This is a genomic window from Chryseobacterium takakiae (assembly GCF_900129385.1).
Lineage (GTDB): Bacteria > Bacteroidota > Bacteroidia > Flavobacteriales > Weeksellaceae > Chryseobacterium > Chryseobacterium takakiae.
In genome coordinates this window covers 125,475-148,213 of record NZ_FQVO01000007.1, presented here as the reverse complement: position 1 = coordinate 148,213, position 22,739 = coordinate 125,475, and the positions used below count along the sequence as shown (strand labels likewise).

General features: G+C 37.6%; 22 protein-coding genes. 7 read left to right on the top strand and 15 right to left on the bottom strand.

What is annotated here, in order from left to right:
- Positions 1-21: 21 nt before the first annotated feature.
- A complete protein-coding gene (locus BUA76_RS10780; protein ID WP_072884807.1) occupies positions 22-1,134 on the bottom strand; it encodes a 5-(carboxyamino)imidazole ribonucleotide synthase in 1,113 nt (370 codons plus the stop codon).
- Between the two features lie 81 nt (positions 1,135-1,215).
- Positions 1,216-1,767 (bottom strand): DUF1543 domain-containing protein, encoded by a 552-nt coding sequence (locus BUA76_RS10775; protein WP_072884806.1) that lies wholly within the window; start codon positions 1,765-1,767, stop codon positions 1,216-1,218.
- A gap of 85 nt (positions 1,768-1,852) precedes the next feature.
- Here BUA76_RS10775 and BUA76_RS10770 point away from each other — a divergent pair, with 85 nt between their 5' ends.
- Positions 1,853-2,683 carry a sulfite exporter TauE/SafE family protein gene (locus BUA76_RS10770; RefSeq protein WP_072884805.1) on the top strand — a complete coding sequence of 277 codons (831 nt, stop codon included), beginning with the start codon at positions 1,853-1,855 and terminating at the stop codon, positions 2,681-2,683.
- Complete coding sequence (locus BUA76_RS10765) at positions 2,683-3,066, top strand: DUF1634 domain-containing protein (RefSeq protein ID WP_072884804.1); 384 nt, start codon at positions 2,683-2,685, stop codon at positions 3,064-3,066. Before BUA76_RS10770 ends, BUA76_RS10765 begins: the two co-directional genes overlap by 1 nt.
- Here BUA76_RS10765 and bla read toward each other — a convergent pair.
- Genes bla through BUA76_RS10750 form a run of 3 tightly spaced genes read right to left on the bottom strand, consistent with a single transcriptional unit; the run spans position 3,047 to position 4,754 of the window.
- Entirely contained in the window at positions 3,047-3,925 is an 879-nt protein-coding gene (gene bla / locus BUA76_RS10760; protein WP_072884803.1) for a subclass B3 metallo-beta-lactamase, read from the bottom strand. The two genes, BUA76_RS10765 and bla, sit on opposite strands and share 20 nt — an antisense overlap.
- Before the next feature lie 9 nt (positions 3,926-3,934).
- On the bottom strand, positions 3,935-4,312 hold the full coding sequence (gloA2, locus tag BUA76_RS10755) for an SMU1112c/YaeR family gloxylase I-like metalloprotein (protein ID WP_072884802.1): 378 nt from the start codon (positions 4,310-4,312) through the stop codon (positions 3,935-3,937).
- 7 nt (positions 4,313-4,319) lie between these two features.
- A complete protein-coding gene (locus BUA76_RS10750) occupies positions 4,320-4,754 on the bottom strand; it encodes a nuclear transport factor 2 family protein (RefSeq protein ID WP_072884801.1) in 435 nt (144 codons plus the stop codon).
- Positions 4,755-4,862: 108 nt separating this feature from the next.
- Here BUA76_RS10750 and BUA76_RS10745 point away from each other — a divergent pair, with 108 nt between their 5' ends.
- On the top strand, positions 4,863-5,951 hold the full coding sequence (locus BUA76_RS10745) for an endonuclease/exonuclease/phosphatase family protein (RefSeq protein ID WP_072884800.1): 1,089 nt from the start codon (positions 4,863-4,865) through the stop codon (positions 5,949-5,951).
- Between the two features lie 19 nt (positions 5,952-5,970).
- Here the strand turns inward: BUA76_RS10745 and mutY are convergent, their stop codons facing one another.
- The 7 genes from mutY to BUA76_RS10710 all read right to left on the bottom strand — a co-directional run bounded on the left by mutY (position 5,971) and on the right by BUA76_RS10710 (position 15,379).
- Positions 5,971-7,047 (bottom strand): A/G-specific adenine glycosylase, encoded by a 1,077-nt coding sequence (gene mutY, locus BUA76_RS10740; protein WP_394332943.1) that lies wholly within the window; start codon positions 7,045-7,047, stop codon positions 5,971-5,973.
- Between the two features lie 34 nt (positions 7,048-7,081).
- The gene (locus BUA76_RS10735; protein WP_228408479.1) at positions 7,082-7,534 is read right to left on the bottom strand and encodes a hypothetical protein; all 453 of its coding nucleotides are present in this window, start codon (positions 7,532-7,534) and stop codon (positions 7,082-7,084) included.
- 73 nt (positions 7,535-7,607) lie between these two features.
- A complete protein-coding gene (locus BUA76_RS10730; protein WP_072884798.1) occupies positions 7,608-8,969 on the bottom strand; it encodes a DUF5458 family protein in 1,362 nt (453 codons plus the stop codon).
- Positions 8,970-8,990: 21 nt separating this feature from the next.
- Positions 8,991-9,437: a type VI secretion system contractile sheath small subunit gene (locus BUA76_RS10725; protein WP_072884871.1), complete on the bottom strand. Its 447-nt coding sequence runs from the start codon at positions 9,435-9,437 to the stop codon at positions 8,991-8,993.
- Positions 9,438-9,693: 256 nt separating this feature from the next.
- Positions 9,694-11,793 (bottom strand): M13 family metallopeptidase, encoded by a 2,100-nt coding sequence (locus tag BUA76_RS10720; RefSeq protein WP_072884797.1) that lies wholly within the window; start codon positions 11,791-11,793, stop codon positions 9,694-9,696.
- A 206-nt stretch (positions 11,794-11,999) separates the two neighbouring features.
- Positions 12,000-14,027 (bottom strand): M13 family metallopeptidase, encoded by a 2,028-nt coding sequence (locus BUA76_RS10715; RefSeq protein WP_072884796.1) that lies wholly within the window; start codon positions 14,025-14,027, stop codon positions 12,000-12,002.
- 95 nt (positions 14,028-14,122) lie between these two features.
- Positions 14,123-15,379, bottom strand: a complete 1,257-nt coding sequence (locus BUA76_RS10710; RefSeq protein ID WP_072884795.1) for a CinA family nicotinamide mononucleotide deamidase-related protein — start codon at positions 15,377-15,379, stop codon at positions 14,123-14,125.
- 115 nt (positions 15,380-15,494) lie between these two features.
- On the opposite strand from BUA76_RS10710, the gene BUA76_RS10705 reads away from it, so the two are divergent.
- Positions 15,495-15,971, top strand: coding sequence for a DUF7832 domain-containing protein (locus tag BUA76_RS10705; protein WP_072884794.1), 477 nt, complete (start codon positions 15,495-15,497; stop codon positions 15,969-15,971).
- A gap of 66 nt (positions 15,972-16,037) precedes the next feature.
- On the opposite strand, the gene BUA76_RS10700 is transcribed toward BUA76_RS10705, so the two are convergent.
- The 3 genes from BUA76_RS10700 to BUA76_RS10690 all read right to left on the bottom strand — a co-directional run bounded on the left by BUA76_RS10700 (position 16,038) and on the right by BUA76_RS10690 (position 19,809).
- Entirely contained in the window at positions 16,038-16,577 is a 540-nt protein-coding gene (locus BUA76_RS10700; RefSeq protein WP_072884793.1) for a lipocalin family protein, read from the bottom strand.
- 719 nt (positions 16,578-17,296) lie between these two features.
- The gene (locus BUA76_RS10695) at positions 17,297-18,031 is read right to left on the bottom strand and encodes a LytR/AlgR family response regulator transcription factor (protein WP_072884792.1); all 735 of its coding nucleotides are present in this window, start codon (positions 18,029-18,031) and stop codon (positions 17,297-17,299) included.
- A complete protein-coding gene (locus BUA76_RS10690; RefSeq protein ID WP_072884791.1) occupies positions 18,028-19,809 on the bottom strand; it encodes a tetratricopeptide repeat-containing sensor histidine kinase in 1,782 nt (593 codons plus the stop codon). Before BUA76_RS10690 ends, BUA76_RS10695 begins: the two co-directional genes overlap by 4 nt.
- A gap of 130 nt (positions 19,810-19,939) precedes the next feature.
- On the opposite strand from BUA76_RS10690, the gene BUA76_RS10685 reads away from it, so the two are divergent.
- The 3 genes from BUA76_RS10685 to BUA76_RS10675 all read left to right on the top strand — a co-directional run bounded on the left by BUA76_RS10685 (position 19,940) and on the right by BUA76_RS10675 (position 22,730).
- Entirely contained in the window at positions 19,940-21,325 is a 1,386-nt protein-coding gene (locus BUA76_RS10685) for a vWA domain-containing protein (RefSeq protein ID WP_072884790.1), read from the top strand.
- Between the two features lie 121 nt (positions 21,326-21,446).
- Entirely contained in the window at positions 21,447-21,800 is a 354-nt protein-coding gene (locus BUA76_RS10680) for a hypothetical protein (RefSeq protein WP_072884789.1), read from the top strand.
- A 255-nt stretch (positions 21,801-22,055) separates the two neighbouring features.
- A complete protein-coding gene (locus BUA76_RS10675) occupies positions 22,056-22,730 on the top strand; it encodes an SIMPL domain-containing protein (protein WP_072884788.1) in 675 nt (224 codons plus the stop codon).
- Positions 22,731-22,739: the final 9 nt, after the last annotated feature.

Genomic DNA, 22,739 nt, shown 5'->3' with positions numbered 1-22,739 from the left:
AAACTCTGTCAGGACTCAGTATCATTTTGCAATTACTTTCACCATTCCTTTTACCATCACCAGTTTTTCCATCAGTTCCTCCCGGGATTCTGCCAGAACATTGATGTGTCCCATTTTTCTTCCGGGTTTGGTTTCGGTTTTTCCGTAGAGGTGAATGTAGGTTTCAGGCAATCTCAGGACTTCTTCCATTCCTTCATAGATTACTTTTCCGGAATAACCTTCCGCGCCAACAAGATTCAGCATTCCGCTGTAAATAATGGCATCGGTGTCGGCTAAAGGTAAATTTTTCACAACACGATACATTTGCTCAAACTGCGAATTTGCGTTTCCTTCCTGGCTTTGATGACCGGAATTATGAAGTCTCGGAGCCGTTTCATTTACCCAAACTTTTCCTTCTTTATCCAAAAATAATTCAATGGCGAATAGTCCCGGAGAATTAATGGCATTTAAGAATTTTTCAGTGATGGAATTGATCTGTTCTTCAATTTCCTCAGCCAAGACCACCGGGCAAATATTGAAATCCAGAAGATTCAGTTTGGGGTCTGCCACCATTTCCGTTACAGGAAACGTTTTGGTTTCACCGTTTTCATTTCTGGCCACAATTACGGAAAGCTCTTTGTCGATATCCACCAGTTTCTCAATAACGGAATCCTGTGTCCACAGGTTCTTCATATCTTCCGCCGTGCGGATTACCTGCACTCCTTTCCCGTCATATCCACCCGTATTCATTTTCTGTACGAAAGGTATTGGCATTTTTATTTCGTCGGAACTTCCGTCCATCACTTCAAATTCCGGGCTCGGAATATCGTGGTCTTTATAGAATTGTTTCTGAAGAATTTTCTGCTGAATGGTTTTAATGATATTGGAATTCGGAACTACTTTTATTCCCTGATTTTCAAGTTCGGCCAGTGCATCTGCATTCACATGTTCAATTTCAATAGTCACCACATCTTTATCTTTACCAAAATTCAGAACCGTTTCGTAATCGTTGAAATTTCCTTGTGTAAAGTAAGAAATATTATGGCATGGTGCATCAGGAGACGGATCGAGTGTATAAAATTCATCGTCATATTTCAGTGCTTCCTGAATCAACATTCTTCCGAGCTGCCCGCCCCCTAAAATTCCTATTTTCATTTACTTTTTATTTTTTCTGTTAGATTTTTATTTTAAGGAATATTTAATAAAGCCCTAAAGCTTATATTTTAATATATTATCTTACTGGATTTTATCAATCTTCAGATAGCCCAGGCTTACAAAATTCTCCTGATTTTCCGCATCTGATTTTACCAGGGAAATCGCATATTTCTGTTTCATTTCAGAAGGAAGAATTTCTTTTACCGGAAAAATATCATCAATGTCCACTCCAAGTTTTTCATCAATATGGCTGGTTGCCCCCTTAAAGCCCATCGTTTTATAAAATTCCGTAGCCTTTGCTTTTTTTACGGCTTCTCCCATTGAAGCTCCCACTACCAGATGCTGTTCATGAAATTCTTCAAAATAACCTCTTTTGTATCCTCCCAGATTGATAAAATAAAGCTGTTCTTCGGAGGTCTCCTGCCCTCTTTCAACAATTTTCACTTCATATCCATCTACGAATTTCACTTCCTGATAACAGTCGATATGAATTTTTCCTTTGGCTTCTTTCCAGAAAGCTTTCATATCCTCCACAAGATCTTTCAGGTTCTCTGCAATCCCGAAAAACACATCGTGCTGCTCAATATTTCTACCGGGTGGTGTTGCTCCCAGAATGACATAAAAAAGTTTCATATTCAATTTTGTTTACGCAAAAATACGTCAAATTTATCTTTTTTAAACGTTTGGCAGACTAATGCAATAGTTTTATATTTGTAGCATGTCAGAAATCATTATTCTCTTCCTCGGAGCAATTTCGGCAGGACTTCTGGGTTCACTGACCGGCTTGGGAGGAGGAGTTATTATTATTCCTTTATTAACACTGGGTTTTGGTGTTCCTATGCATTACGCCATTGGTGCTTCTCTTATTTCTGTGATCGGAACTTCCTCAGGAGCTGCCGTTGCTTTTGTAAAAGAAGGGTTCACCAATATGAGGATCGGAATGTTTCTGGAGATTGCCACAACGGCGGGAGCCATCGTTGGAGCTCTGGTTTCCGGAATGCTTAATCCCAATACCATCGGAATCATTTTTGCAAGCATCCTTCTTTTAACGGTAATTTTAAATTTAAAAGGCAAGCCAGACCATCAGGAACCTGTAATTAAAGGCAGTCTTGAAGAAAAACTGAAACTGTACGGAACGTTTCCTGATAAAGGTGTTTTAAAAAGCTATTCTGCAAGGAATACGGTTCCCGGATTTCTGATGATGATGTTTGCAGGAGCAATGTCCGGACTTTTGGGGATTGGTTCCGGAGCTTTAAAGGTTTTGGCCATGGATAATATGATGAAACTGCCGTTTAAAGTTTCTACCACTACAAGTAATTTTATGATTGGCGTTACTGCGGTTGCCAGTGCCCTGATCTATTTTCAGAGGGGTGAAATTGTTCCTGTGATTGTAGCTCCGGTTTTAATCGGGGTTGTTGTAGGCAGCTTCATCGGTTCTAAAACACTGATGGTCTCAAAAACAAAAAAACTAAAGGTATTTTTTGCAATTGTAATTACAATCCTTTCTGTATATATGATGTATAACGGTATCAATAAAAGCTTCAGATAATGAAAAAGAACTTCACGGATGTTGATCTGAACCGTTCCGTAGGAAATTTGCTGAGACTGGGAGTTATTCTTTCCGTTGTCACCTCACTGATTGGTTTTGTAAAGCTATTTACAGAGGGTTTTAAAATGCCTAAAAAATATACCTCCCTGGATATGGGAAGTTCCTCAGAAAAGGTTTGGGGACATTTCTGGAATTCGCTTTGCAAAGGTGAAGGAATGGCCATCATTCAGCTTGGGATTTTGCTTCTGATCTTTACGCCTTTAATGAGGATTATTTTTGCACTGATCGGGTATTTAAAAGAAAAAGACTACACCTATGTAGTCATTTCTTCCATCGTTCTGGCGATTATGGCGATCAGTTTCTTTACCGGTTATGCCCATTAAGTTCTTCTGATTTTTTTTCTAGATAATCTTTTTCCAGCTCATCAAGCTGATCAAAATATTCTTTTTTGTTCATAAATGCGTCCGGATTGTAAGCATCTTTCGGCTTACGCTTTTTATGAAGGTCAAACTGGCTTGCATGGGATGCTACCCAAATATCGAAATTGAGCTTTTTCATTTCATTTAATGTGTATTGATAATCTTTTTCAATAGACGGATAAGCAGTAACTTCGGAAAACTTTTTATCAATAATAATGGTCGGCATATTGGCAATCAGCACTTTGTAATTCCTTCTGTTATCTTTAGTTTCAAATATAAAACTGCAGGAACCTTTTGTATGTCCGGGATGATGAAGCATAGTGAGGGTGGTATTTCCAAGCTTTACAATGCCTTTATCTTTTAAAATATGATCCGGGGTAACCGGTTTAAAGGTTACGCCATATTTTCCCATTTCATAATCCGTTTTCCCTCCGCTTTTCAAGACTTCAGCATCCGCGGCATCAACATATAATTTTGCTCCTGTTTCTTTTTTAACCGCTGCCATTGCGCCTAAATGATCATAATGCGCCTGAGTAAGCAGTAAAACTTTGATATTCTGGTATTTAAAACCAAGTTTTTTAATATTGTTCTTAATTACCGGAAGTGAATCCTCTAATCCCGTGTTAATGAGGATATTCCCTTTATCTGTTACGATAAGATATGAAGCAAGATCATAAGTTCCCACATAATACAGATTTCCGGCAATACGAAACGGCTCATAAGGCTGCGACCATTCTTTAGGATGGTTTTTGGGCTCATTAACGACCTGTGCATGCAACTGAACTGCCATTAACAGTCCTAAAATTATTATATATTTTTTCATGATTATTTTTTACATTTCATAAAATTCAAGCGGCAAGTGGTCCGGATCCTGGGTAAAGAAGAATTCCTTCCCTGTAAATTCATCAATCCTGATTTCTTCACAATGTAGTCCTTTTTGAATTAATTCTTCTCTTTTTTCATTAACATGATCAACGGAAAAAGCCAGATGTCTCAAGCCGCAAGCTTCAGGCCGGGAAGGCCTTGCCGGAGGATCGGGAAAGGAAAACAGCTCAATCACGTAATGATCTCCGATGGCAAGATCCAACTTAAAAGACTGCCTCTCTTCACGGTATACTTCACGAATGATATTTAATCCTAAAACTTCAGTATAGAATTTTTTTGAAATTTCATAATCTGAACAGATGATGGCGATATGGTGGATTTTCATTAAAAATTTATTGTATTTCTTTGCAGTTATCTTTTCTTCTCGTATCAATCAGGTATTGGATTTTCCATGCTCCGTTCTCTTTTATCAGCTGAAAGCTGTTTGCTCCACAATGCGAAAATTTACCTTTAAAATAGAAAGCATAGGGTGTAAAAACGCTCGCCAGGTTTCCGTCGGTATGGATGGCTTCAATAATGATTTTTTCATCGAGATCATTTTTTTCTACTTTAGAAACCGAGTTTATAAAATCATTAACATCCTGATTCTTCACACCATCTTTGGTAATGGTCTGCAGAATTGCTGTTTCAGAAAAAACGGTTCTCAGCAGCCCGGCATCTGCGTTTTTCATCGCAGTAAATAAAGTTCTTACAGGCTGTTCTATTTCCTTATTTTGCCCGAAACATAAACTTCCTGAAAGCAATAGGAATGCAAAAATTTTATTCATGGTAAAATGTATTTCGATAGCTTAATTGTTGTTAAGAATATGCTTTAAAGATAATTTGATTTGAGCAATAATAAAAAATAAATTAAATTTATAGAATTATTTTAATATATGTGGACAGCTTATCTGATTCTGACTGTATTGTTGTTTATTGTAACCATACTGCCAAAAATTCAACATTCTCACTGGATATTCCGGGTTCCGGAATTTGGTAAAATACAGATCACCGTATTTATACTTTTGACTATTATTCTCGGTTTCGCCACTCCTTGTAAATCCGAATATTTCTGGTATTATCAAGGGCTTTTGTTTGTTATGCTGATCCATCACAGTGTTATCCTGATAAGATATACGCCATTGTATCCTGTTAAAAAATACACTCAAAAATACCAGTCTTCCGAAAAGCTGCATTTTATTTCCGCCAATGTGTACCAGTTTAATAAGGAATATGAGCGCTTTATTCAGTTGATTGAAAAATATCAGCCCGATATGTTCCTTACCATGGAAAGCAATGGCGATTGGGAAAAAGCGTTGAGGACTTTAGAAAAAGATTATCCGTATCAGCATAAGGTAACACTGGAAAACACCTACGGGATGCATTTTTATTCAAAACTTGAACTTGAAAGTTCACAGACGCATTATTTTGTCGCAGACGATATTCCGAGCATTGAAGCGCATTTAAAAACCGAAGACGGTTTTTCGTTTGTATTTTTCGGAGTTCATCCGCCGCCGCCAAGTCCTACCGAAGAAGAAACTTCCAAAGAACGGGACGGCGATCTGCTGAGCACTGCCAAAAGAGTGATAGAAATTAAAAAACCTGTTATTGTTGTCGGGGATTTTAATAATGTAGCCTGGTCCAAATCCTCCATCCTATTTAGAAAAACCAGTCACCTCATCGATCCCAGAATCGGGCGTTCATTTGTATCTACATTCCATGCAAAATACCGTCTGCTGAGATTTCCAATTGACCTGATGTTTCACAGTGAACAAATTTTTATTGAAGATTTGAAAACCCTTGAAAATTTCGGTTCCGATCATCTTCCGGTGTACTGCGAATTCTTTATTGACCACGAGCAGGATAAAAAGCAGGAGGAACGCATTGACCACGCCACTAAAGAAGAAAAGGCAGAAGCCGAGGAAATGATTGAAGAGGGAAAAGAGGAAAACGGAGACAGAGACACAATAGTAACAGAAGGATAACGGATACAGGATCATTCAATTATAAAATCCTGTACGCCGTGTGATAATTTCCAATATAATTTTCCAGCGGTTTCGGGAAAGATTTCTGGTGAGAACTTTCATAATCACTGATGATGTAATCATTTTCAGCAATAAAATGTTTCCATGCTTCTTCCGAGCCTACTTCTACATTGTAAATTTCAATGTTTAAGTTTTTGTGCGTAAGTTTGTGGTTCACTGTTTTTACGCTTTTAATAAAAGGTACCAATTCATCGGAAATTTCAGGAGGAAATTCAAACAGTTTTTTCCAGATAAAATCGTCTTTTCTTTGTTGAATTAAAAATTCTCCGTTTCGGTGTACGAAGTAATATTTCAGCTCAAGACCGGCTGCTTTTATTTTCTTTGTTTTAACGGGAAATTCATAAACTTTATTGGTTAAGAAAGCAATACAATCCTGGTTTAAAGGACATTCTCCGCACAAAGTATTTTTAGGTTTACAGATTTCAGAACCCAGATCCATCATGGCCTGATTAAAATCTCCCACATTTTCGGGTAAGATTAAATGAGCCAGTTCTGAAAAATAATTAAAAGCCTTTGAGTTTGAAATATCAAAATCATCCGCAAAAATGCGGCTTAAAACACGGTAAAAATTACCGTCCACTGCCGGAACCCTGCCATTGAAACAGATGCTGGAAACTGCCGCTGCCGTATATTTACCAACTCCTTTCAGCTTTAGGATTTCTTCATACTCGTGAGGAAATATTCCATCATAATCATTCATAATCTGCTGAGCCGCTTTATGAACGTTAATCGCTCTTGAATAATATCCCAATCCTTTCCAATACAGCAGGACTTCATTTTCATCAGCTTCCGCAAGCGTTTTCACATCCGGAAATCTTTCAATAAAATTAGTATAATGACCAAGTCCCTGGTTAATCCTTGTCTGCTGAAAAACAATTTCGCAGATCCATATTTTATACGGATCTTTTGTCTGGCGGAAAGGAAGGTCTCTGGCATTTTTTTCGTACCACTTCAGGAGTTTATTGCCAATAGGTTTAAGGTCTGTATTTTCTATTTTTTCCAAATGTTCGTCTTCATTATTTAATTTCCATATCAAAACCACAGCTTTGAATTTGCCATACAAAGATAATTTAATTTTCCTGTTTTACTGAGTATACAGGAGCGGCTTTAAGCCACTGATATTTTAACTTCATTTCTTTTGCTATAAAACGGTAACCTTCCAGTTTTTTAAGATAAATGTATGATACAGAATCTTTTTTAAACGGAAGCTTTTGATTGGAAAGAAACTGAAAAGAGAAATTAATTACCGAATCTCTTGTTGTTTTCAACACCTCTCCTGAGGTGATTCTGTAAATAAAAATGGATTTTCCGCGCCCGGAAGACTGATCCACCAACGTTACACTTCCGGAAGAAACTACCATTTCGCTCTCATCAAAACATTCCTGTGGTTTCATGACATATGCTTTTCCTTCCTGTCTTTCATCTGCAAAAAGATCTACTGCCTGCTTCTGCTGAATCTTTTTTTCTTCACAACATAAAGCCAAAAAAATTAATGGCAAAAAATAGAATAATCTGCCTTTCATGCTGAAATATTTATATTGATTTGATAGAAAAAAACCGATGAACAAGCATCGGTTTATTATTGATTTATATTTTTTATTCCTGGGCATATTCTGCATCCCATTCATTCCCGTCGTCTCCTTTATGACCGTCTAATTTGATCACGAAACTTTTTGTAGGGAAATACGGGGTAAGGCGGATGTCCAGCCAAACCCTGTCTTTATTCACTCTGTCCTGCTCAAAACGAACGATTTTAAACTTTTCAATCAGTTTGTCCGGGCCTTTGATATTATCCAGAAACTGAACAATCTGTCTTCTCAGATCATCTTCATTTTTGGCATTCCAGTTTTCGAAAGCTCTTCGGTTTAAGAAATCCAGTAATACTTTCGTTACATAGTCGAATACACGAACCACCGAGTACGTCTGCAACCCGATATTGTCTCCTGTAAACAACGTTTTTGCGGAGAATGCCATGATTTTACCGTATTCATTGACCATTGGAACAAGACCCATTTTTTCAAGCTGGGAAATCTCACTCTTCTTTAATTCAAATTTTACGGCATCTACTTCATTAATATTTCCGTGTTTTTTTCCGGCTGCCACCTGAGACATCAGCGTTTTGTGGATTTTTCCGGCAAGTGAAGTAGACGGCGGAAGCTCAACATTTTCCTCCTCTCCTACTTCTTCAGCTTTGCCACGGCCCACCAGCCAGTTACAGGTCATAATCACATTACTTCTGTGTAATTCTCCACCTGTAAGGTTTGCGGAATGGAATAGGTCTACAACATCATCCGGTTTATCAAGGTTGGCAAAATCGGTAACCATCATTACTTTATTTTCGTTACAGATTTTCGCCCATTTTTCGATGACTTTATTCGATCCCAGATATCCTGGAATTGCTAAAATTGAATAATTATCACGAAGGTCGAGACGGTCATAATAATTCTTGAATTCTTCTGCGATAGCATCTATGAATAAAGGATTATCAAGATCAGAAACCTGGTCTAAACTTGCATTAACAATACTTACATTGTCTACTTTATCGAGTTCTGTGTTTTTATAAAACTGAGCAACCGTTCTGTAATTCGTTTCCAGCTGGCGTACGGCATCCAGTGTATTTTTTAGGTTTGATTTTAAACTCTGATCTGCAGACTGCGCTTTTGATTTGCAGGTTTCAGCCATTTTATCAGCCGAATCATTGCTTTCAAGAAGATTTACCCAAAGATTTATTTTCTGGAGAAGTTCTTTTCTTTCTTCTTCTTTGTTGCTGTCATTAAGGAATATTTCTTTCCTCGCTTTTCTGGTGGGGTTCATATTGGCGATCCCGTCTACAACGGATTCTACAAAACCAAAACCTCCGATTTTATTGAGTTCGGCAAGCGGATTACCCTTCGGCTGACCTGCGTGTTGCTGCTGCCCCTGTTGTTGGTTTTCAGCTGCCTGTAATTTACTATCCATGATTAGTGTAAAGTCTTTAGATTATTTTTCAAGTTCTTGTGCCACTTCCTTCAATACCTCGATAAACGCAGCTCTTGTCTGATCGTTTTCCAGCATATTGCGCAGAATTTTATTGGTTTTCAGCTGGCGTACAATTTTGTTATATTGTTCCTGCTCCATGCTTAATTGCTGGAGGTATGCCGATTTCTGGGTAAGGTTTTTAGGGGTAAAGTCTGCAAGATTCTGAAAACGGAATTCTTCTTCTACCACAGTGCCGTCTTCCGTCTCGTGCTGTACGTTTACAGAAGGCTGGAAATGCCTGAAGACGTCTTCCACTGTTTTTAATCCTGTTACAATTTCAGGAACATAAGATTCTTCTGAAGTAAGCTGGCTCACAATCAAAGACTTATTCTCCTGTATGTTCTGGATAGCTTCATTGGCATCCACTTTCACTTCGTTTCCGCCAACGCCATAATTAAACATTGCCATATTATTGTTATTTTGAGATTTTTTATTTTGGTGTGAATCGTATTTATCAGCATCAAATAGCTGACCAATCCAATGTTTAAATTTAAAAAAAAACTGTAACATACAAAATTTTGTTAAGAATTTTCTTTAATATTTAACTTAATTAATTAAATATTAATCAAAAATCAACATTTACGATATCACTAAGCTATGAAAAAATAAATAAAAAAACGCACCATTTCTGATACGTTTCTCTTTTCTAACAATTTTTGGCTGTTTACCAAATTTTTATTCTTTCTTCCGGCGCTTTATACATTTTGTCACCCGGTTTAATATCAAATGCTTTGATGAATGCATCCTGATTTACCAACGGACCAAAAGCCCTGAAAACGCCCGGAGAATGCGGATCTGTTTTTACCTGATTGATCATATACTGATCCGTAGATTTTGTTCTCCATACTGTTGCCCAGCTCATAAAAAACCGCTGATCCTGTGTGAAACCGCTGATCAGTCCCGGATTTCCGTGATCTTTAAGATACATCTGAAGCGCATCATAAGCAACTGCCACGCCTCCAAGATCTCCGATATTTTCACCGCTTGTAAATTTACCGTTTACAAAACTTCCTTTCACCGGTTCGTAGGCACTGTACTGTGCACCAAGCTGTGCCACTTTCGCATCAAAGTTTTTACGGTCTTCATCTGTCCACCAGTTGTTAAGGTTTCCGTCACCGTCAAATCTTGAACCGCTGTCATCGAATCCGTGGGAAATCTCATGACCAATTACGGCTCCGATTCCTCCGAAGTTTACGGCAGGATCGGCTTTCGGGTTATAGAAAGGAGGCTGAAGGATTGCCGCCGGGAAAACAATTTCGTTATTAGAACCGCTGTAATAGGCATTTACCGTTTGCGGAGTCATTCCCCATTCTGTTTTATCAACCGGTTTCCCGATTTTATCCAGACTTCTCTGATACTGCCATGCAGAAACATTCTGAAGATTGGAATACAGCGTTGCACCTGCTTTCGGAGATTCTACTTTTAACTGCGTATAATCTTTCCATTTATCCGGATAAGCTATTTTTACGGTGAATTTAGAGAGTTTTTCCTGCGCTTTTACTTTTGTTGCCGGAGACATCCAGTCCATATCATTGATGTGCTGCTTAAAAGATTTTAAGATATAATCAATATAAGTTTCCATCTGAGCCTTGGACTCCGGAGTAAAATATTTCTCAACATACAGTTTTCCGAATGCTTCGCCTAAAACACCATTCACGAGCGAAAGTCCGCGCTTATTCATCGGGCGCTGTTCTTTTTGTCCCTGAAGATATTTTGAATAAAAATCAAATCTGATCTGTTCCAGATTTTCATCCAAATTGCTTGCATTTCCATTAATCAGATGATATTTCAGATAATCTTTTAACAGTGGAAGATTTTTCTGGGTGATGAAAGAATCCATATTCTGATAATATTTCAGCTCTCCGATGATGACTCTGTCTGTATTAACTCCTGCATTTTTAAGATAGGTCTGAAGATTTACGTTTTTAACCAAAGCCGGAAGCTCGGAAACGTTTTTCGGGTTGTATCTTAAATTGGCATCCCTGTTCTGTTCCAGGGTTAATAAATAATTAGCAAGCTGTTTTTCAAAATCAACTACATTTTTTGCCGCAGCTTCGGAATTTTTATAACCTAAAACTCCGAACAATTTGCCTACATAAGATTGATATTCTGCCAGTGTTTTGGTGTTGGCCTCATTTACTTTTTGGTAATAATCCCTTCCCAGCCCAAGATCCGGACCTCCAAGATACACGGCATTCATTTTAGAATTTTTGAGATCTGCGCCTACTCTCCAGCCGTAAAATGAATTATCACCCAACTTTGTTGCGTCAAGCAGATATTTCTGAAGGTCATTCAGGTTTTTGATGGCATCGATTTTAGCCAGATCCCCTTTGATGGGAGCCAGCCCTTCTGCATTTCTTTTATTCGTATCCATAAAAGAAGCATATAGATTCTGGATTTTTTCACCTTCTGAACCTGCAGAATATGATTCTGATAAGATTTTATTTAAAATATCTAAAGAAGCATCATCTACATTTTCTCTCAGTGCATTGAAAGATCCCCAGCTCGCTTTATCTGAAGGAATCTGAGTGGTTTTCACCCAGTTTCCGTTTACGTAGCTAAAAAAATCATCCTGCGGACGAACCGATTTATCCATGTATGATAAATTGATTCCTTCTTCTTTCATTTCCTCTTTTTTCACCGGTTCTGCAGCAGTCTCTTTTACCGTTTCAGGTTTCTGAGCATCTGCCGTTTTAGCCGTACCACACGAATTTAAAAATACAAGCCCGGAAAAGGCAAGTATTCCGATATTTAGCTTTTTCATTAAAAATATTTTTTGATTGTACACAAACTTACCAAATATACATAATTTATTCATAAAAGGTTATGGTTTGAAGTTTAAAGTTAGTGAGAAGTAAGAAGTGAGACGTGAGACGTGAGAGGTGGGAGGTGAGAGAGCGGTGAGAAGTAAAATCTTTTAATAAAAAAACCGCTCATTGCTGAACGGTTTCTATTTTGAATAAGTGTTTATTACCAAATTTTGATTCTTTCTTCCGGTTTTTTGTAAAGCTTGTCGCCTTCTTTCACATCGAATGCTTTGTAGAAGGCATCAACATTGGTAAGAGGCCCGAAACTTCTGAAATATCCAGGAGAATGCGGATCTGTTTTCACTTGGTTGATCATGTATTTTTCGCTGGATAATGTTCTCCAAACGGTTGCCCAGCTCAGGAAGAATCTCTGATCCTGTGTGTAACCGCTGATAGGTCCAGGATTTCCTTTGTCTTTCAGATACATTTGTAGCGCATCATAAGCAATATTTACTCCACCTAAGTCGGCGATATTTTCACCGTTGGTAAAGGTTCCGTTTACAAAAGTTCCTTTTACCGGCTCGTATTTGTCATACTGAGAAGCAAGCGCTTTCGTTGCTTTTTCGAAGTTGGCTTTATCTTCCGGAGTCCACCAGTCTACCAGGTTTCCGTCTGCATCAAACTGTGCTCCGGAATCATCAAATCCGTGGCTCATTTCGTGACCGATCACGGCACCGATTCCCCCGAAATTAACAGCTGCATCTGCATTAGGATTGAAGAAAGGCGGCTGAAGAATGGCTGCAGGGAATACAATCTCGTTGTTTACCGGGTTGTAATAGGCATTCACCGTTTGCGGCGTCATCCCCCACTCTGATTTATCAACAGGCTTCCCGATTTTAGCTAAATCTTTATTATACTGCCATTCTGTAATATTCTGAAGGTTTGCGTATAAATTCCCACCTTTAGATTCCGGAACAATGGTTAATTTAGAATAATCTTTCCATTTATCAGGATATGCAACTTTTACCGTGAATTTATTCAATTTCTGCATTGCCTTTTCCTTGGTTGTGGAAGACATCCATGCTAAATTGTTGATGTGTACGGCAAAGCTTTTCTTCAGATAATCAATCAGCTCTACCATCTGGGCTTTCGCTTCTGCCGGGAAATATTTCTCAACATATAATTTCCCGAAGGCTTCTCCTAAAGTTCCGTTGATCAGCTCATATCCTCTTTTGTTCAAAGCTCTCTGCTCCTGCTGACCTCTTAAGTATTTACCGTAAAAAGCAAATCTCATGTCTCCCAGCTTTTCGCTTAAATAAGAAGCACTTCCGTTGATCATGTGGAATTTAAGATAATCTTTAATTACAGGAAGATTTTTCTCGTTAACCAATTTATCAAAATCTTTATAATAACCGATTTCTCCGATGATTACTTTATCTGTATTTACGCCAACCGCTTTAAGATAAGCAGGAAGATCCACCCCTTTTACTAATGTCTTCAATTCAGCCATCGTTCTTGGGTTGTACTGAAGCGTATTGTCACGGCTCTGCTCATTGGTAAGATACGTCTTAGCAACGCTCTTCTCATAGTCTACAATACCTTTTGCAGCCGCATCAGCGTTTTTGTATCCTAATTCTTTCAGCATAGAAGCTACATATTTTGTGTATTCTGCAAGAGCTTCCGTGTTTTTATCATTCACTTTCTGATAGTAATCTCTACCTAATCCAAGAGATGCATTTCCTAAATAAACGGCATTCATTTTAGAATCTTTCAGATCTGCATCTATTCCCCAACCATACAGAATATTTTCCCCTTCTTTCGTTACAGAAGTTAAATAATTCTGAAGATCTTTAAGATTTTTAATCGCGTCTATTTTGCTAATGTTTGCCTGGATCGGCTTGATTCCGTCTGCATTTCTCTTCTGGATATTCATATACGTTGCGTACAGATCCTGAATTTTTTTACCTTCTGTTCCATCTGCAAATTTATCTTTCAAAAGAGAATTCAGAATCGTCATTGAATTGTTATCGGTATCTTCCGCCAGCTTGTTGAAACTTCCCCATGTTGGTTTATCGGAAGGGATTTTAGCGGTTTTCATCCATGTTCCGCTTACGTAGTTATAAAAATCATCCTGAGGACGTACTGATTTATCCATCAGGCTAAGGTCCAACCCTTTATCGGTCGCCTGAGCGTTCACCATCTGTGAACAAATTCCTCCTAATAAAAGCAGAGATAGCGTTAATTTTTTCATTATAATTACAATTTATACAATAAGTATATTTTAGATACAATTTGTTACTTAAAAATTTACTATTATTTAATGATGTTCATTTGGCTGTTTACCACCTAGTTTTTCTCCGAAATTAAAATCCCTACCAGATCCTGAATCACTTTTTGCGAAACGAAATGCATAAAATCAAGTCTTTCCAGATGCGGCATGTATAACCTTGAGGTAACCGCCTGATTTCCTACTCTTACTGTGTAAAAAACGGTTCCCACTTCTTTTCCGTCCTCACCTTTTCCCGGACCGGCCACACCGGTGGTTGATAAAGCAATATCCGTATTAAATAATTTCTGACAGCCTTCTGCCATTTCATCGGCAACCTGCTCGCTGACCACTGTGAATTCTTCTACTGTTTCTTTTTTAATCTTTAAAATATCAATCTTTTTCTCTGTTGCGTAGGCAATGATACCGCCAAGAAAATACGCTGAACTCCCGGGAACTGAAGTGATCATTTTGGCCAATTCTCCACCGGTGCAGCTTTCTGCGGTAGAAATCGTTAATTTTCTTTCCACTAAAATTTCAGCAAGAATTTTTTCAATTTTATCTTCAGAAGTGGCAATAACATTGTCTTTAATTAACGGCAGCAATTTCTGAATTTCTTCTTCCAGCTGCTGCTGAAGGAGCGGCTCATTTTCTCCGGTTGCCGTGAGTCTCAGTTTTACTCTTGTCCCGACCGGAAGATAAGACAGCGCTAAGTTTTCAGGTAAAGCCAGTTCCCAGTCTTCTATCCTATCTGCTAAAATACTTTCAGGAATTCCCACTACTGAAACAATTCTGGTGGTAATATAATTCAGGCTGAATTTTTCCTGCAGATACGGTATGATCTGATCCTTGATCAATGGTTTTACTTCATAAGGAACGCCGGGAAGACTGAAAAGCAGTTTCCCGTTTTCTTCCATCATCATGCAAGGTGCTGTTCCGTAATGATTCTGGAAAACTTTTGATTTTGTGGGAACAAAAGCCTGTTCGCGGTTTCTTTCAAGGATCTCCAGTCGGCCCCGCCTTTCCATATATGCTTTCAGATGATTAAACGTCACCTCATCCAGCGCAATTTCGTCATTAAAAAATTCGGCAATGGCTTTCTTGGTTTTATCATCCCGGGTTGGCCCCAAACCTCCTGTTGTAATGATGAGATCCCCGATCTGAAAAGCAGAGTCAATGGCTTTTTTAATGGTTTCAATCTCATCTGAAATGGTAAGAATCTGAGAAACTTTTATTCCTATATTTTTAAGCTCTGTGGCAATGAAATTAGAATTGGTATCCACGGTATTTCCGGAAAGGATTTCGTCACCAATAGTAATGAGAACGGCATTTTTCATATAATAACTGTAGAAAAAAATTCTACACAAATGACGGAAAATTCTCTGTGTCCGGCAATATAAATTGATTTTTTCTATTTTTGGCTAAAATTGTTTAAAACTATAATTAAAAAATATGTCTAAATATGATGATGCTTCCTGGCATTATGGCGGCGATTTTCCCCAAGAGCTTCCTGAAAAAAACGGCGCCACCCACACCGGAATGTTCCTGAACTGGTGCATTCATAAAGGTTTGATTTCCGATGATCTGAGAAAAGATTATGAAGAACAGATAGAACAGTTAAAACGCCGTGAAATTACCGGTGCGGAATTTATTATGGATGCGATGGACGGAAAGCTTTCCGAATATGATCTGAATGCGATGGGAAATGCTTTTGCGCAGGATTATTATAAGGATGAAACGGATTTTGGAAACCGATTCAGCTCATTTGCCGATGACTACGTCAATCTCTTTGATACCAAAGCAGAAGAAAATGATTATGAATACGAAACGTTCTATCATATTGAAGACACCTACGAAAATTATGATTTGATGAAACAGATTATTGATTACCGCTTTGAGGAGTGGAAAGAGTATAAAAACCTGAACTAATTAAAAATTAAAAAACCTCACAGGTTTTAAAAACCTGTGAGGTTTATATCTTAAAGTTTATCATAATTAATTGTGCTTAACCCAGATTAGTTCATCGGTATTATACCCTACCCTTTTAGCTTTTTCCAGGAATCGCTGCCTGATGCTTTCCGGAAGTTCTTTGGTACGGGAAAGAATCCAGAGGTATTTTAAATTATTTCCCATCACTAAGGCATATTGGTAATTATCATCAATATCCACCACGTTATAGCCGGACCAGATGGGTTTAAAGAAAGAGACTTTCAGACGTGCTTCTGTTTCTTTATTGACGAACCGAGCCTCTCCTACAGACTGTTTCCATTCTTTTTTTACATAATTGTAGCCTTTATTGTCCACTTTAATGGTTCCGTCTGGATTTTTGGAATAAGTTGCGGTAACATTATCCATATCTTTCTCGAATTTATAATCGAAGCGGGCCATTTCATACCAGGTTCCGAGATATCTGTCGGCGTTGAAATTCTGAACTGCGGTGGCACCTTTGGGAATTCCTACCGAACATGAATTTAAAATAAGAAGTCCTAAAACACCCAGAGAAACAGGGATGGCAATTTTCTGAAAAGTCTTCATAATAGAATTTTTTGTGGTATCCTGAATTCTTCAAAAATAATGCCTGAAAATTTATTGGCTGACTTTGTATTTTACCGTGAATTCGCGATAAGAAATATATTAAATTACTGATTTTCGAAACCAAATTATTTTATCAAGGAAAAACAAAGGAATGTTTACTTTTTGAAAGCTTTTAATTAAATTGATTAAAGTAAAAAAGAGTTTGCTCCTTTAGGAGCAGAATCTGTGTAGAAATAAGAATAAACCCATCAATCAATCCGTAGGATTGGTATCTGTAATGCGACAATATTCTAAAGATAGCGTTCCTACGGAACGCCGAGCTTATTGCGAATATAACTTCTACACAGATAAACTCTATAGAGTTTTCTAACTTTACTTTAAACAACACCCATTGTGCATTTTGAATTATTGTTTTTCTAAAATAAGTGAAACGGCTCTGTTTAGCTTTATAAATCAATATTTTTTTATAATTCTTTGTATAACCTTGCGGTTTTTTATCGCTAAGAGAGACATTTTTTTATAATAAATTCTTATTTTTTTTAAGATAAACAATGGCATTTCATTTTAATAAAGAAAGACAAAGATTTATTATAATTCACTTGTAAAAAAACTCCCGGAAATTGTACTTGTGACTTAGATTGTTGCAGCCCGACTTGAGCGGAGCTCTTTTTGTGAAACAAAAAAGCGGGAGCGGAAGGCGGAAAAAGCTGCCCAAAAAATTAAGAAAAAACTTTCAGGAAATGATCTTTAAAACTTCCGGAAATTTCAATTTCGGTATTGTCGGAAAGGGTTGCTGTACCGCTTTTGTGGTAAGATTTCACGAAATTGACATTGATGATATGGGAACGGTGCACCCTCACAAAAGGATGTTCCAGCAGATCGTCGAAATGTTTCAAAAACCGGCATACCATTTTTTTGGAACCGTCCGTTAGAAATACCTGCGTGAAATTTCCGTCTGCCTGAAGCCGTACGATGTCTTCCGTTTTTACCACATCAAATCCCTGTAACGTCGGGAGAATCAGCTGTTGTTTTTCGGGTTTTAACTTTAAGTTTTCGAGGAGAATTTTATTGCGGTTGAAATCTTCTTTTTTCTCAATGCTTTCCGCGACTTTATTGACTGCCAGAATCAGTTCCTGAATGTCGATCGGCTTTAAAATATAATAACTCGCCGATTTGTTGAGGGCCTGAAGCGAATATTGTGAAAAAGCGGTAATAAAAATTGTTTCGTATGAAATTTCCTTCGTTGCTTCCAATACATCAAAGGCATTCCCGAAAGGCATTTCCACATCCAGGAAAACCAGTTGCGGCTGCTTTTCGGTAATCAGCGGAACAGCTTCCTTAATATTCTCCGCCTCGCCCAAAATCTCTACCTGCGGACAATATTTGTTGAGGTAATTCCTCAAAACTTCTCTTGCGATCATTTCATCGTCTACGATGACGGCTTTTATTTTCATTTGTTCACCAATTTATATCTGATTTCCACAAAAACACCCTGTTCATTTTGCTTATCTGTAATGTTGCATTGAATTTCCTGATGGTAAAGATCGTTCAGCAGAGCGATTCTTTCCAGCGTATTCTTCATTCCGCGACCTTTTCTTGCTTTCTGATGTTCCGTTTTCTGTTTTTTGCTTTCTTCGATCCCGATGCCGTTGTCTTCAACAGTAATTTTCAAATATTGATTTTCTTTTTCAAAATGTAATTTTAAAAAACCTTTCGTTGTTCTGTACCGAAGTCCGTGCCAGATAGCATTTTCAAGGAACGGCTGCACCAGCATTCCGGGAACTTTCAGGCTTTGGGTATTGAGGCTTTCATCCACTTCAATTTCGTAATCGAATTTATCTGCGAAACGCGTTTTTTCCAGCGCAAGATAATTCTGCAGCAGATCCAGCTCCTGCTGAAACGGGATAAAATCTTCGGTGGAGTTTTCCATCACGCCGCGCATCAGCTTTGAGAATTTGGTTAAATATTGATTGGCTTCCAGTTCGTTATTGGTTGCGATGAAATGATTAACCGAATTTAAGCTATTGAAAATAAAGTGCGGATTCATCTCACGGCGCAGCGACTGCAGTGCAATTTTCTTGTTCTTCACCTGTACTTTTTTCAGCGTTCTGAAAATAAAGATGATAAGTGCAATTAAAACCACCAAAGCTCCGATTAAACTGTAATTGAATACATTTTTCTTGCGGATAAGCTCATCCTTAAGCTGTTTCTCTTTTTCCAGCTGGGAAATTCGCTGTTCGGTATCTTCCAGTATTTTTTCGTCAACCAGGCTTTTATCTTTTGCCACCAGATCCGGGAGTTTTCCTAAAAAATCGCGGTAAAGCTGCACCGAAGCATCTGTATTTTCGGAAACATTGTAGAGGCTGTCGAGTTTTTTTACACTTTTCTGTGCCTCAAGCGTATGTCCTTTTTCCAAAGCGATTCCGTACGATTTTTTTAATAAACTGATTGCTTCTCCTACATCATCTTTCTTGATATAAATGTCTGCCAGCTCCTGAATCTGCTCCACTTCCTTTTTAGAATTTTCTTTAACAAAATCTTCTTTTAAAATGGTCTTTTTGGCTTCAATCGCTTTATCGTAATTTTTGTTTTCAACATAAAAATCCGTTAATTTCTGATTGATTTCCAATGCCTGCTGCGGTGCTTCTTTTTTAGAAATTTTATAAGCATTTTTCAGATTTGCTTCCGCTTTCGGAATATCATTCTGCTGAATGTTGACATCTGCCATCTGGCTGTAGCTTGCTGCAAGATCTCCTTTATCATTATCTTTTTCATTGAGCTGAATATTGTTTTGAATTGCCTCTTCCTTTGCTTCGGGAGAATTAACGGAAAGCCTGGTGACATCATTGGTATTCAGCGCACGGCTTTTCGAGGGCGCAACTTCTGCAGCCCGGCTGTAGTTGCTGATTGCCGGAGTGATTTTATTCTGCTTTTCCTGGGATTGTGCTAATTTCCGGCTGGCTTTTTCAATATTCGGTTTGTCGTTGAGCTTTTCATAGATATTTTTAGCTTTAATATAATATTCTTCGCTTTTCCTGAAGTTTCCGTCATTGAAAAAAGTCTCTCCGATATTGTAGTAAGAATCTGCCTGTGCCGATTCATCTTTTTTATCGACAGCTTTCTTCAGCTTTTTGCTCTGTACCTGAACTTCTTCCACAACCTTGCTCTGGGAATACGCGACAGTCCCAAAAGTCATTACTAAGAAAAGCACAAAAATCCTTACCATTTTCATAAAACAAAGATATACATATATATAATCCTGCAAAAACTATTCACCAAGTGAAATGCGGCATTTACCAAGTTGAGTATTTTCTGCTGACTTTACAGGATTAAGTTTGCAGCATAATTCAAATTTAATTATCATGAAAAATTTATCTGTTTTAAACAAAAGCACATTCATTTACCTTTTCTCTTCTACATTCATTTTCAATATCTCAAAAGCGCAGTACGGAGTTTCTTCAGGCTCTGTTTCGCATACAGTGAGCAACGGACTTTCGAGTGCAAATGAGCATGGATTTCTTAATGAAAACACCATCATTGTAGAAGATTTTATGAATTATCACAAACATCAGATTAAAATTCCAAAGAAAAATGAAGTGGCATTAAGTATTGATTATGACAATACAGTTCTTCGTTCGGACGACAATTTTTTAGTTCAAATCGGGCTCGCAACGCAGAATGTTTCAGACAGGCAGCATTCAAACAACGTAAATGTTTCTCTGGTTATCGACAATAGCGGATCTATGGGCGGCGGAAAATTGGAAAAAGTAAAAACGGCACTTAAAGTTTTTGTAAAAGGCTTGAAACCCGAAGATATCATTTCAATTGTCAAATTTGATGATACCGCCAATCTGGTTTTAAAGTCGTCCAAAATAAAAGAGGTTGCAGGAAATTTAGATTCAATTATTGAAAGTATTTATCCGTCAGGCTCTACGAATATTCATTCGGGGATGATGATGGGCTATTCGGAAGCACAAAAACACAATACCAAAGATTACAACAGTAAAGTAATTCTTCTTACCGACGGAATGACAAACTCCGGAATTACGGATCCTGAGACCATTTTGAAACAATCAAAAGAATATAACGATAAAGGAATTGACATCAGTACCATTGGAGTTGGGCAGCAACTGGATTTCTATTTACTACGGCAAATTGCAACGTCTGGAAGAGGCTCCAATTATTTTATAGGAGATGCTGAGAAAGATATTCAAAAGACATTTAAAGATGAGTTGGAAAGCCTTTTATACAACATTGGAAAAAAGCCGAAACTTACCATCAACCTTCCTGAAGGCATGAGAATCAATAAATTTTACGGATACCAGCCTAAGTATATTTCCAATCATGAGATTGAAGTAGAACTTGAAAACCTGGATTGCGGACAAACCCAGATTTTCCTGATGGAAGTTGAAAAAAACGAACGGGAAAATTCTTCAATCACAGCTTCTTTGGTCTATGAAAAGAATGATGAAATAAAAAAAGTTTCTTCAAAAAAAGGATATGATGCAATGACGGAAACAACGCAACAGGAATTAAAGAAAAATTTTCAGATTGCCAAAATGGCTACGGAACTCAAAAAAGCAGCAAAATATTTTTCGCAAACCAATATTGGGAATACCAAAAAATCCATGCAAAACATCATCAATTATTATCAGTCATTCTGCAATAAAAAAGACGAAGACTTGAGGAGAATTTATGATATTGCCTTACAATATTCACCAAGGCTGCATACAAATTCTTATGAGTAAATCTTCATGCAATTTCCATTTCTAGTAAAGTTTATATGAAAAAATGGTAATATGAAAATTGAAATTCCGTTAACAGTCAACCATTTAGCATTGCATACATTTGTTAAAACCAAACATAACTATGAAAAAACAGCTTTACTTTTTTCTTTTGCCTGTATTATTCCTGCAGAGCTGTTCGTTTCTTGAACAAGACAATTTTATTGAAACCAAGATCATTTCCAGTGATCTCAATGAAAAAATTGTCTACAAATTTTACCAGACCGGACTTCATGATTACAAAGTAGATTTTTACTCGGTGGATCAGTCCGGTTCTACCAAACTTTTTGAACATGATATTGACGATGCCCTTGCAACTTCCGAAACCTATACCATTTCAGAAAATAATGATGAGCTCATTATCCGCACCAAACTTTTTCCTGAGGTAAAAAAACTCGTTACCCGAAATGGAAAATCAATTATTTTGACTAACAAATAGCAGTTCTTCTCAGGACTGTTTTTATTTGAAGCTTAATCCCGCTTTCCACTGTATCTTTTTGGTTACGGCTTCCGCTACGCTCCAGCCGCAACCAAAAAGGATGTCGTTTCAATCGGGGCTAGGGTGGCAGCCATTTATTGTAACCAATTTTCCTCAACTCACCAAGTCAAACCTTCACTTCACCAAGTCTGCAGATTTCCGGTTGTTATCCTGTGTAATTTTACTGTAGAAATTTAAAATTAAAAACAGGAAATTATGAGATTGAGACATTTTTTACTGATCGGATTATTTGTATTCGGAAGTATGATCAACGCACAGGAAACAAAGAAAAACTTTATTGAAGTAACAGGAATTGCAGAAATGGAAGTAGAACCGGACGAGATTCTTTTTAACATCGGCATTAAAGGAGATAATAAAAACCAGCTTGCCGACAACGAGAAACAGCTGTTTGAAATCCTGAAAAACAACGGTGTAAAAAACGAAGACATCAAATTCAAATCGATGTATCAGAATATCTATTCTAAAACCAAAGTTTTTACGAAAAGCCTTCAGTTTAAAGTAACCAAAAAAACCGATATGGGGAATCTCTTTGAAAACCTCAACCAAAAATGGATTACCAGCATCAACATCGACGAGATCAGGAATACAAAAATTGCCGATTACAGAAAAACAGTAAAAATCAATGCTCTGAAAGCAGCCAAAGAAAAAGCAGATTACCTGCTTGAAAGTATGGGCAAAAAAACCGGAAATCCTCTTGAAATCGTGGAAATTGAAGATTATACCAGTGATACTGTACTGCCAATCAATTTCAGAGCGAAAGCGGCGAATATTCAACTGGAGGCTGCCGATGCCAATGTTGATTATTCATTTGAAAACATTGATAATATCAAGCTGAAATACAGCATCAAAACGAAATACGAAATTCTTTAAAAACAGAAA

Coding starts and splice junctions, on each gene's coding strand:
- BUA76_RS10780 (WP_072884807.1), bottom strand. CDS start 1,134: ATGAAAATAGGAATTTTAGGGGGCGGGCAGCTCGGAAGAATGTTGATT.
- BUA76_RS10775 (WP_072884806.1), bottom strand. CDS start 1,767: ATGAAACTTTTTTATGTCATTCTGGGAGCAACACCACCCGGTAGAAAT.
- BUA76_RS10770 (WP_072884805.1), top strand. CDS start 1,853: ATGTCAGAAATCATTATTCTCTTCCTCGGAGCAATTTCGGCAGGACTT.
- BUA76_RS10765 (WP_072884804.1), top strand. CDS start 2,683: ATGAAAAAGAACTTCACGGATGTTGATCTGAACCGTTCCGTAGGAAAT.
- bla (WP_072884803.1), bottom strand. CDS start 3,925: ATGAAAAAATATATAATAATTTTAGGACTGTTAATGGCAGTTCAGTTG.
- gloA2 (WP_072884802.1), bottom strand. CDS start 4,312: ATGAAAATCCACCATATCGCCATCATCTGTTCAGATTATGAAATTTCA.
- BUA76_RS10750 (WP_072884801.1), bottom strand. CDS start 4,754: ATGAATAAAATTTTTGCATTCCTATTGCTTTCAGGAAGTTTATGTTTC.
- BUA76_RS10745 (WP_072884800.1), top strand. CDS start 4,863: ATGTGGACAGCTTATCTGATTCTGACTGTATTGTTGTTTATTGTAACC.
- BUA76_RS10735 (WP_228408479.1), bottom strand. CDS start 7,534: ATGAAAGGCAGATTATTCTATTTTTTGCCATTAATTTTTTTGGCTTTA.
- BUA76_RS10730 (WP_072884798.1), bottom strand. CDS start 8,969: ATGGATAGTAAATTACAGGCAGCTGAAAACCAACAACAGGGGCAGCAG.
- BUA76_RS10725 (WP_072884871.1), bottom strand. CDS start 9,437: ATGGCAATGTTTAATTATGGCGTTGGCGGAAACGAAGTGAAAGTGGAT.
- BUA76_RS10720 (WP_072884797.1), bottom strand. CDS start 11,793: ATGAAAAAGCTAAATATCGGAATACTTGCCTTTTCCGGGCTTGTATTT.
- BUA76_RS10715 (WP_072884796.1), bottom strand. CDS start 14,027: ATGAAAAAATTAACGCTATCTCTGCTTTTATTAGGAGGAATTTGTTCA.
- BUA76_RS10710 (WP_072884795.1), bottom strand. CDS start 15,379: ATGAAAAATGCCGTTCTCATTACTATTGGTGACGAAATCCTTTCCGGA.
- BUA76_RS10705 (WP_072884794.1), top strand. CDS start 15,495: ATGTCTAAATATGATGATGCTTCCTGGCATTATGGCGGCGATTTTCCC.
- BUA76_RS10700 (WP_072884793.1), bottom strand. CDS start 16,577: ATGAAGACTTTTCAGAAAATTGCCATCCCTGTTTCTCTGGGTGTTTTA.
- BUA76_RS10695 (WP_072884792.1), bottom strand. CDS start 18,031: ATGAAAATAAAAGCCGTCATCGTAGACGATGAAATGATCGCAAGAGAA.
- BUA76_RS10690 (WP_072884791.1), bottom strand. CDS start 19,809: ATGAAAATGGTAAGGATTTTTGTGCTTTTCTTAGTAATGACTTTTGGG.
- BUA76_RS10685 (WP_072884790.1), top strand. CDS start 19,940: ATGAAAAATTTATCTGTTTTAAACAAAAGCACATTCATTTACCTTTTC.
- BUA76_RS10680 (WP_072884789.1), top strand. CDS start 21,447: ATGAAAAAACAGCTTTACTTTTTTCTTTTGCCTGTATTATTCCTGCAG.
- BUA76_RS10675 (WP_072884788.1), top strand. CDS start 22,056: ATGAGATTGAGACATTTTTTACTGATCGGATTATTTGTATTCGGAAGT.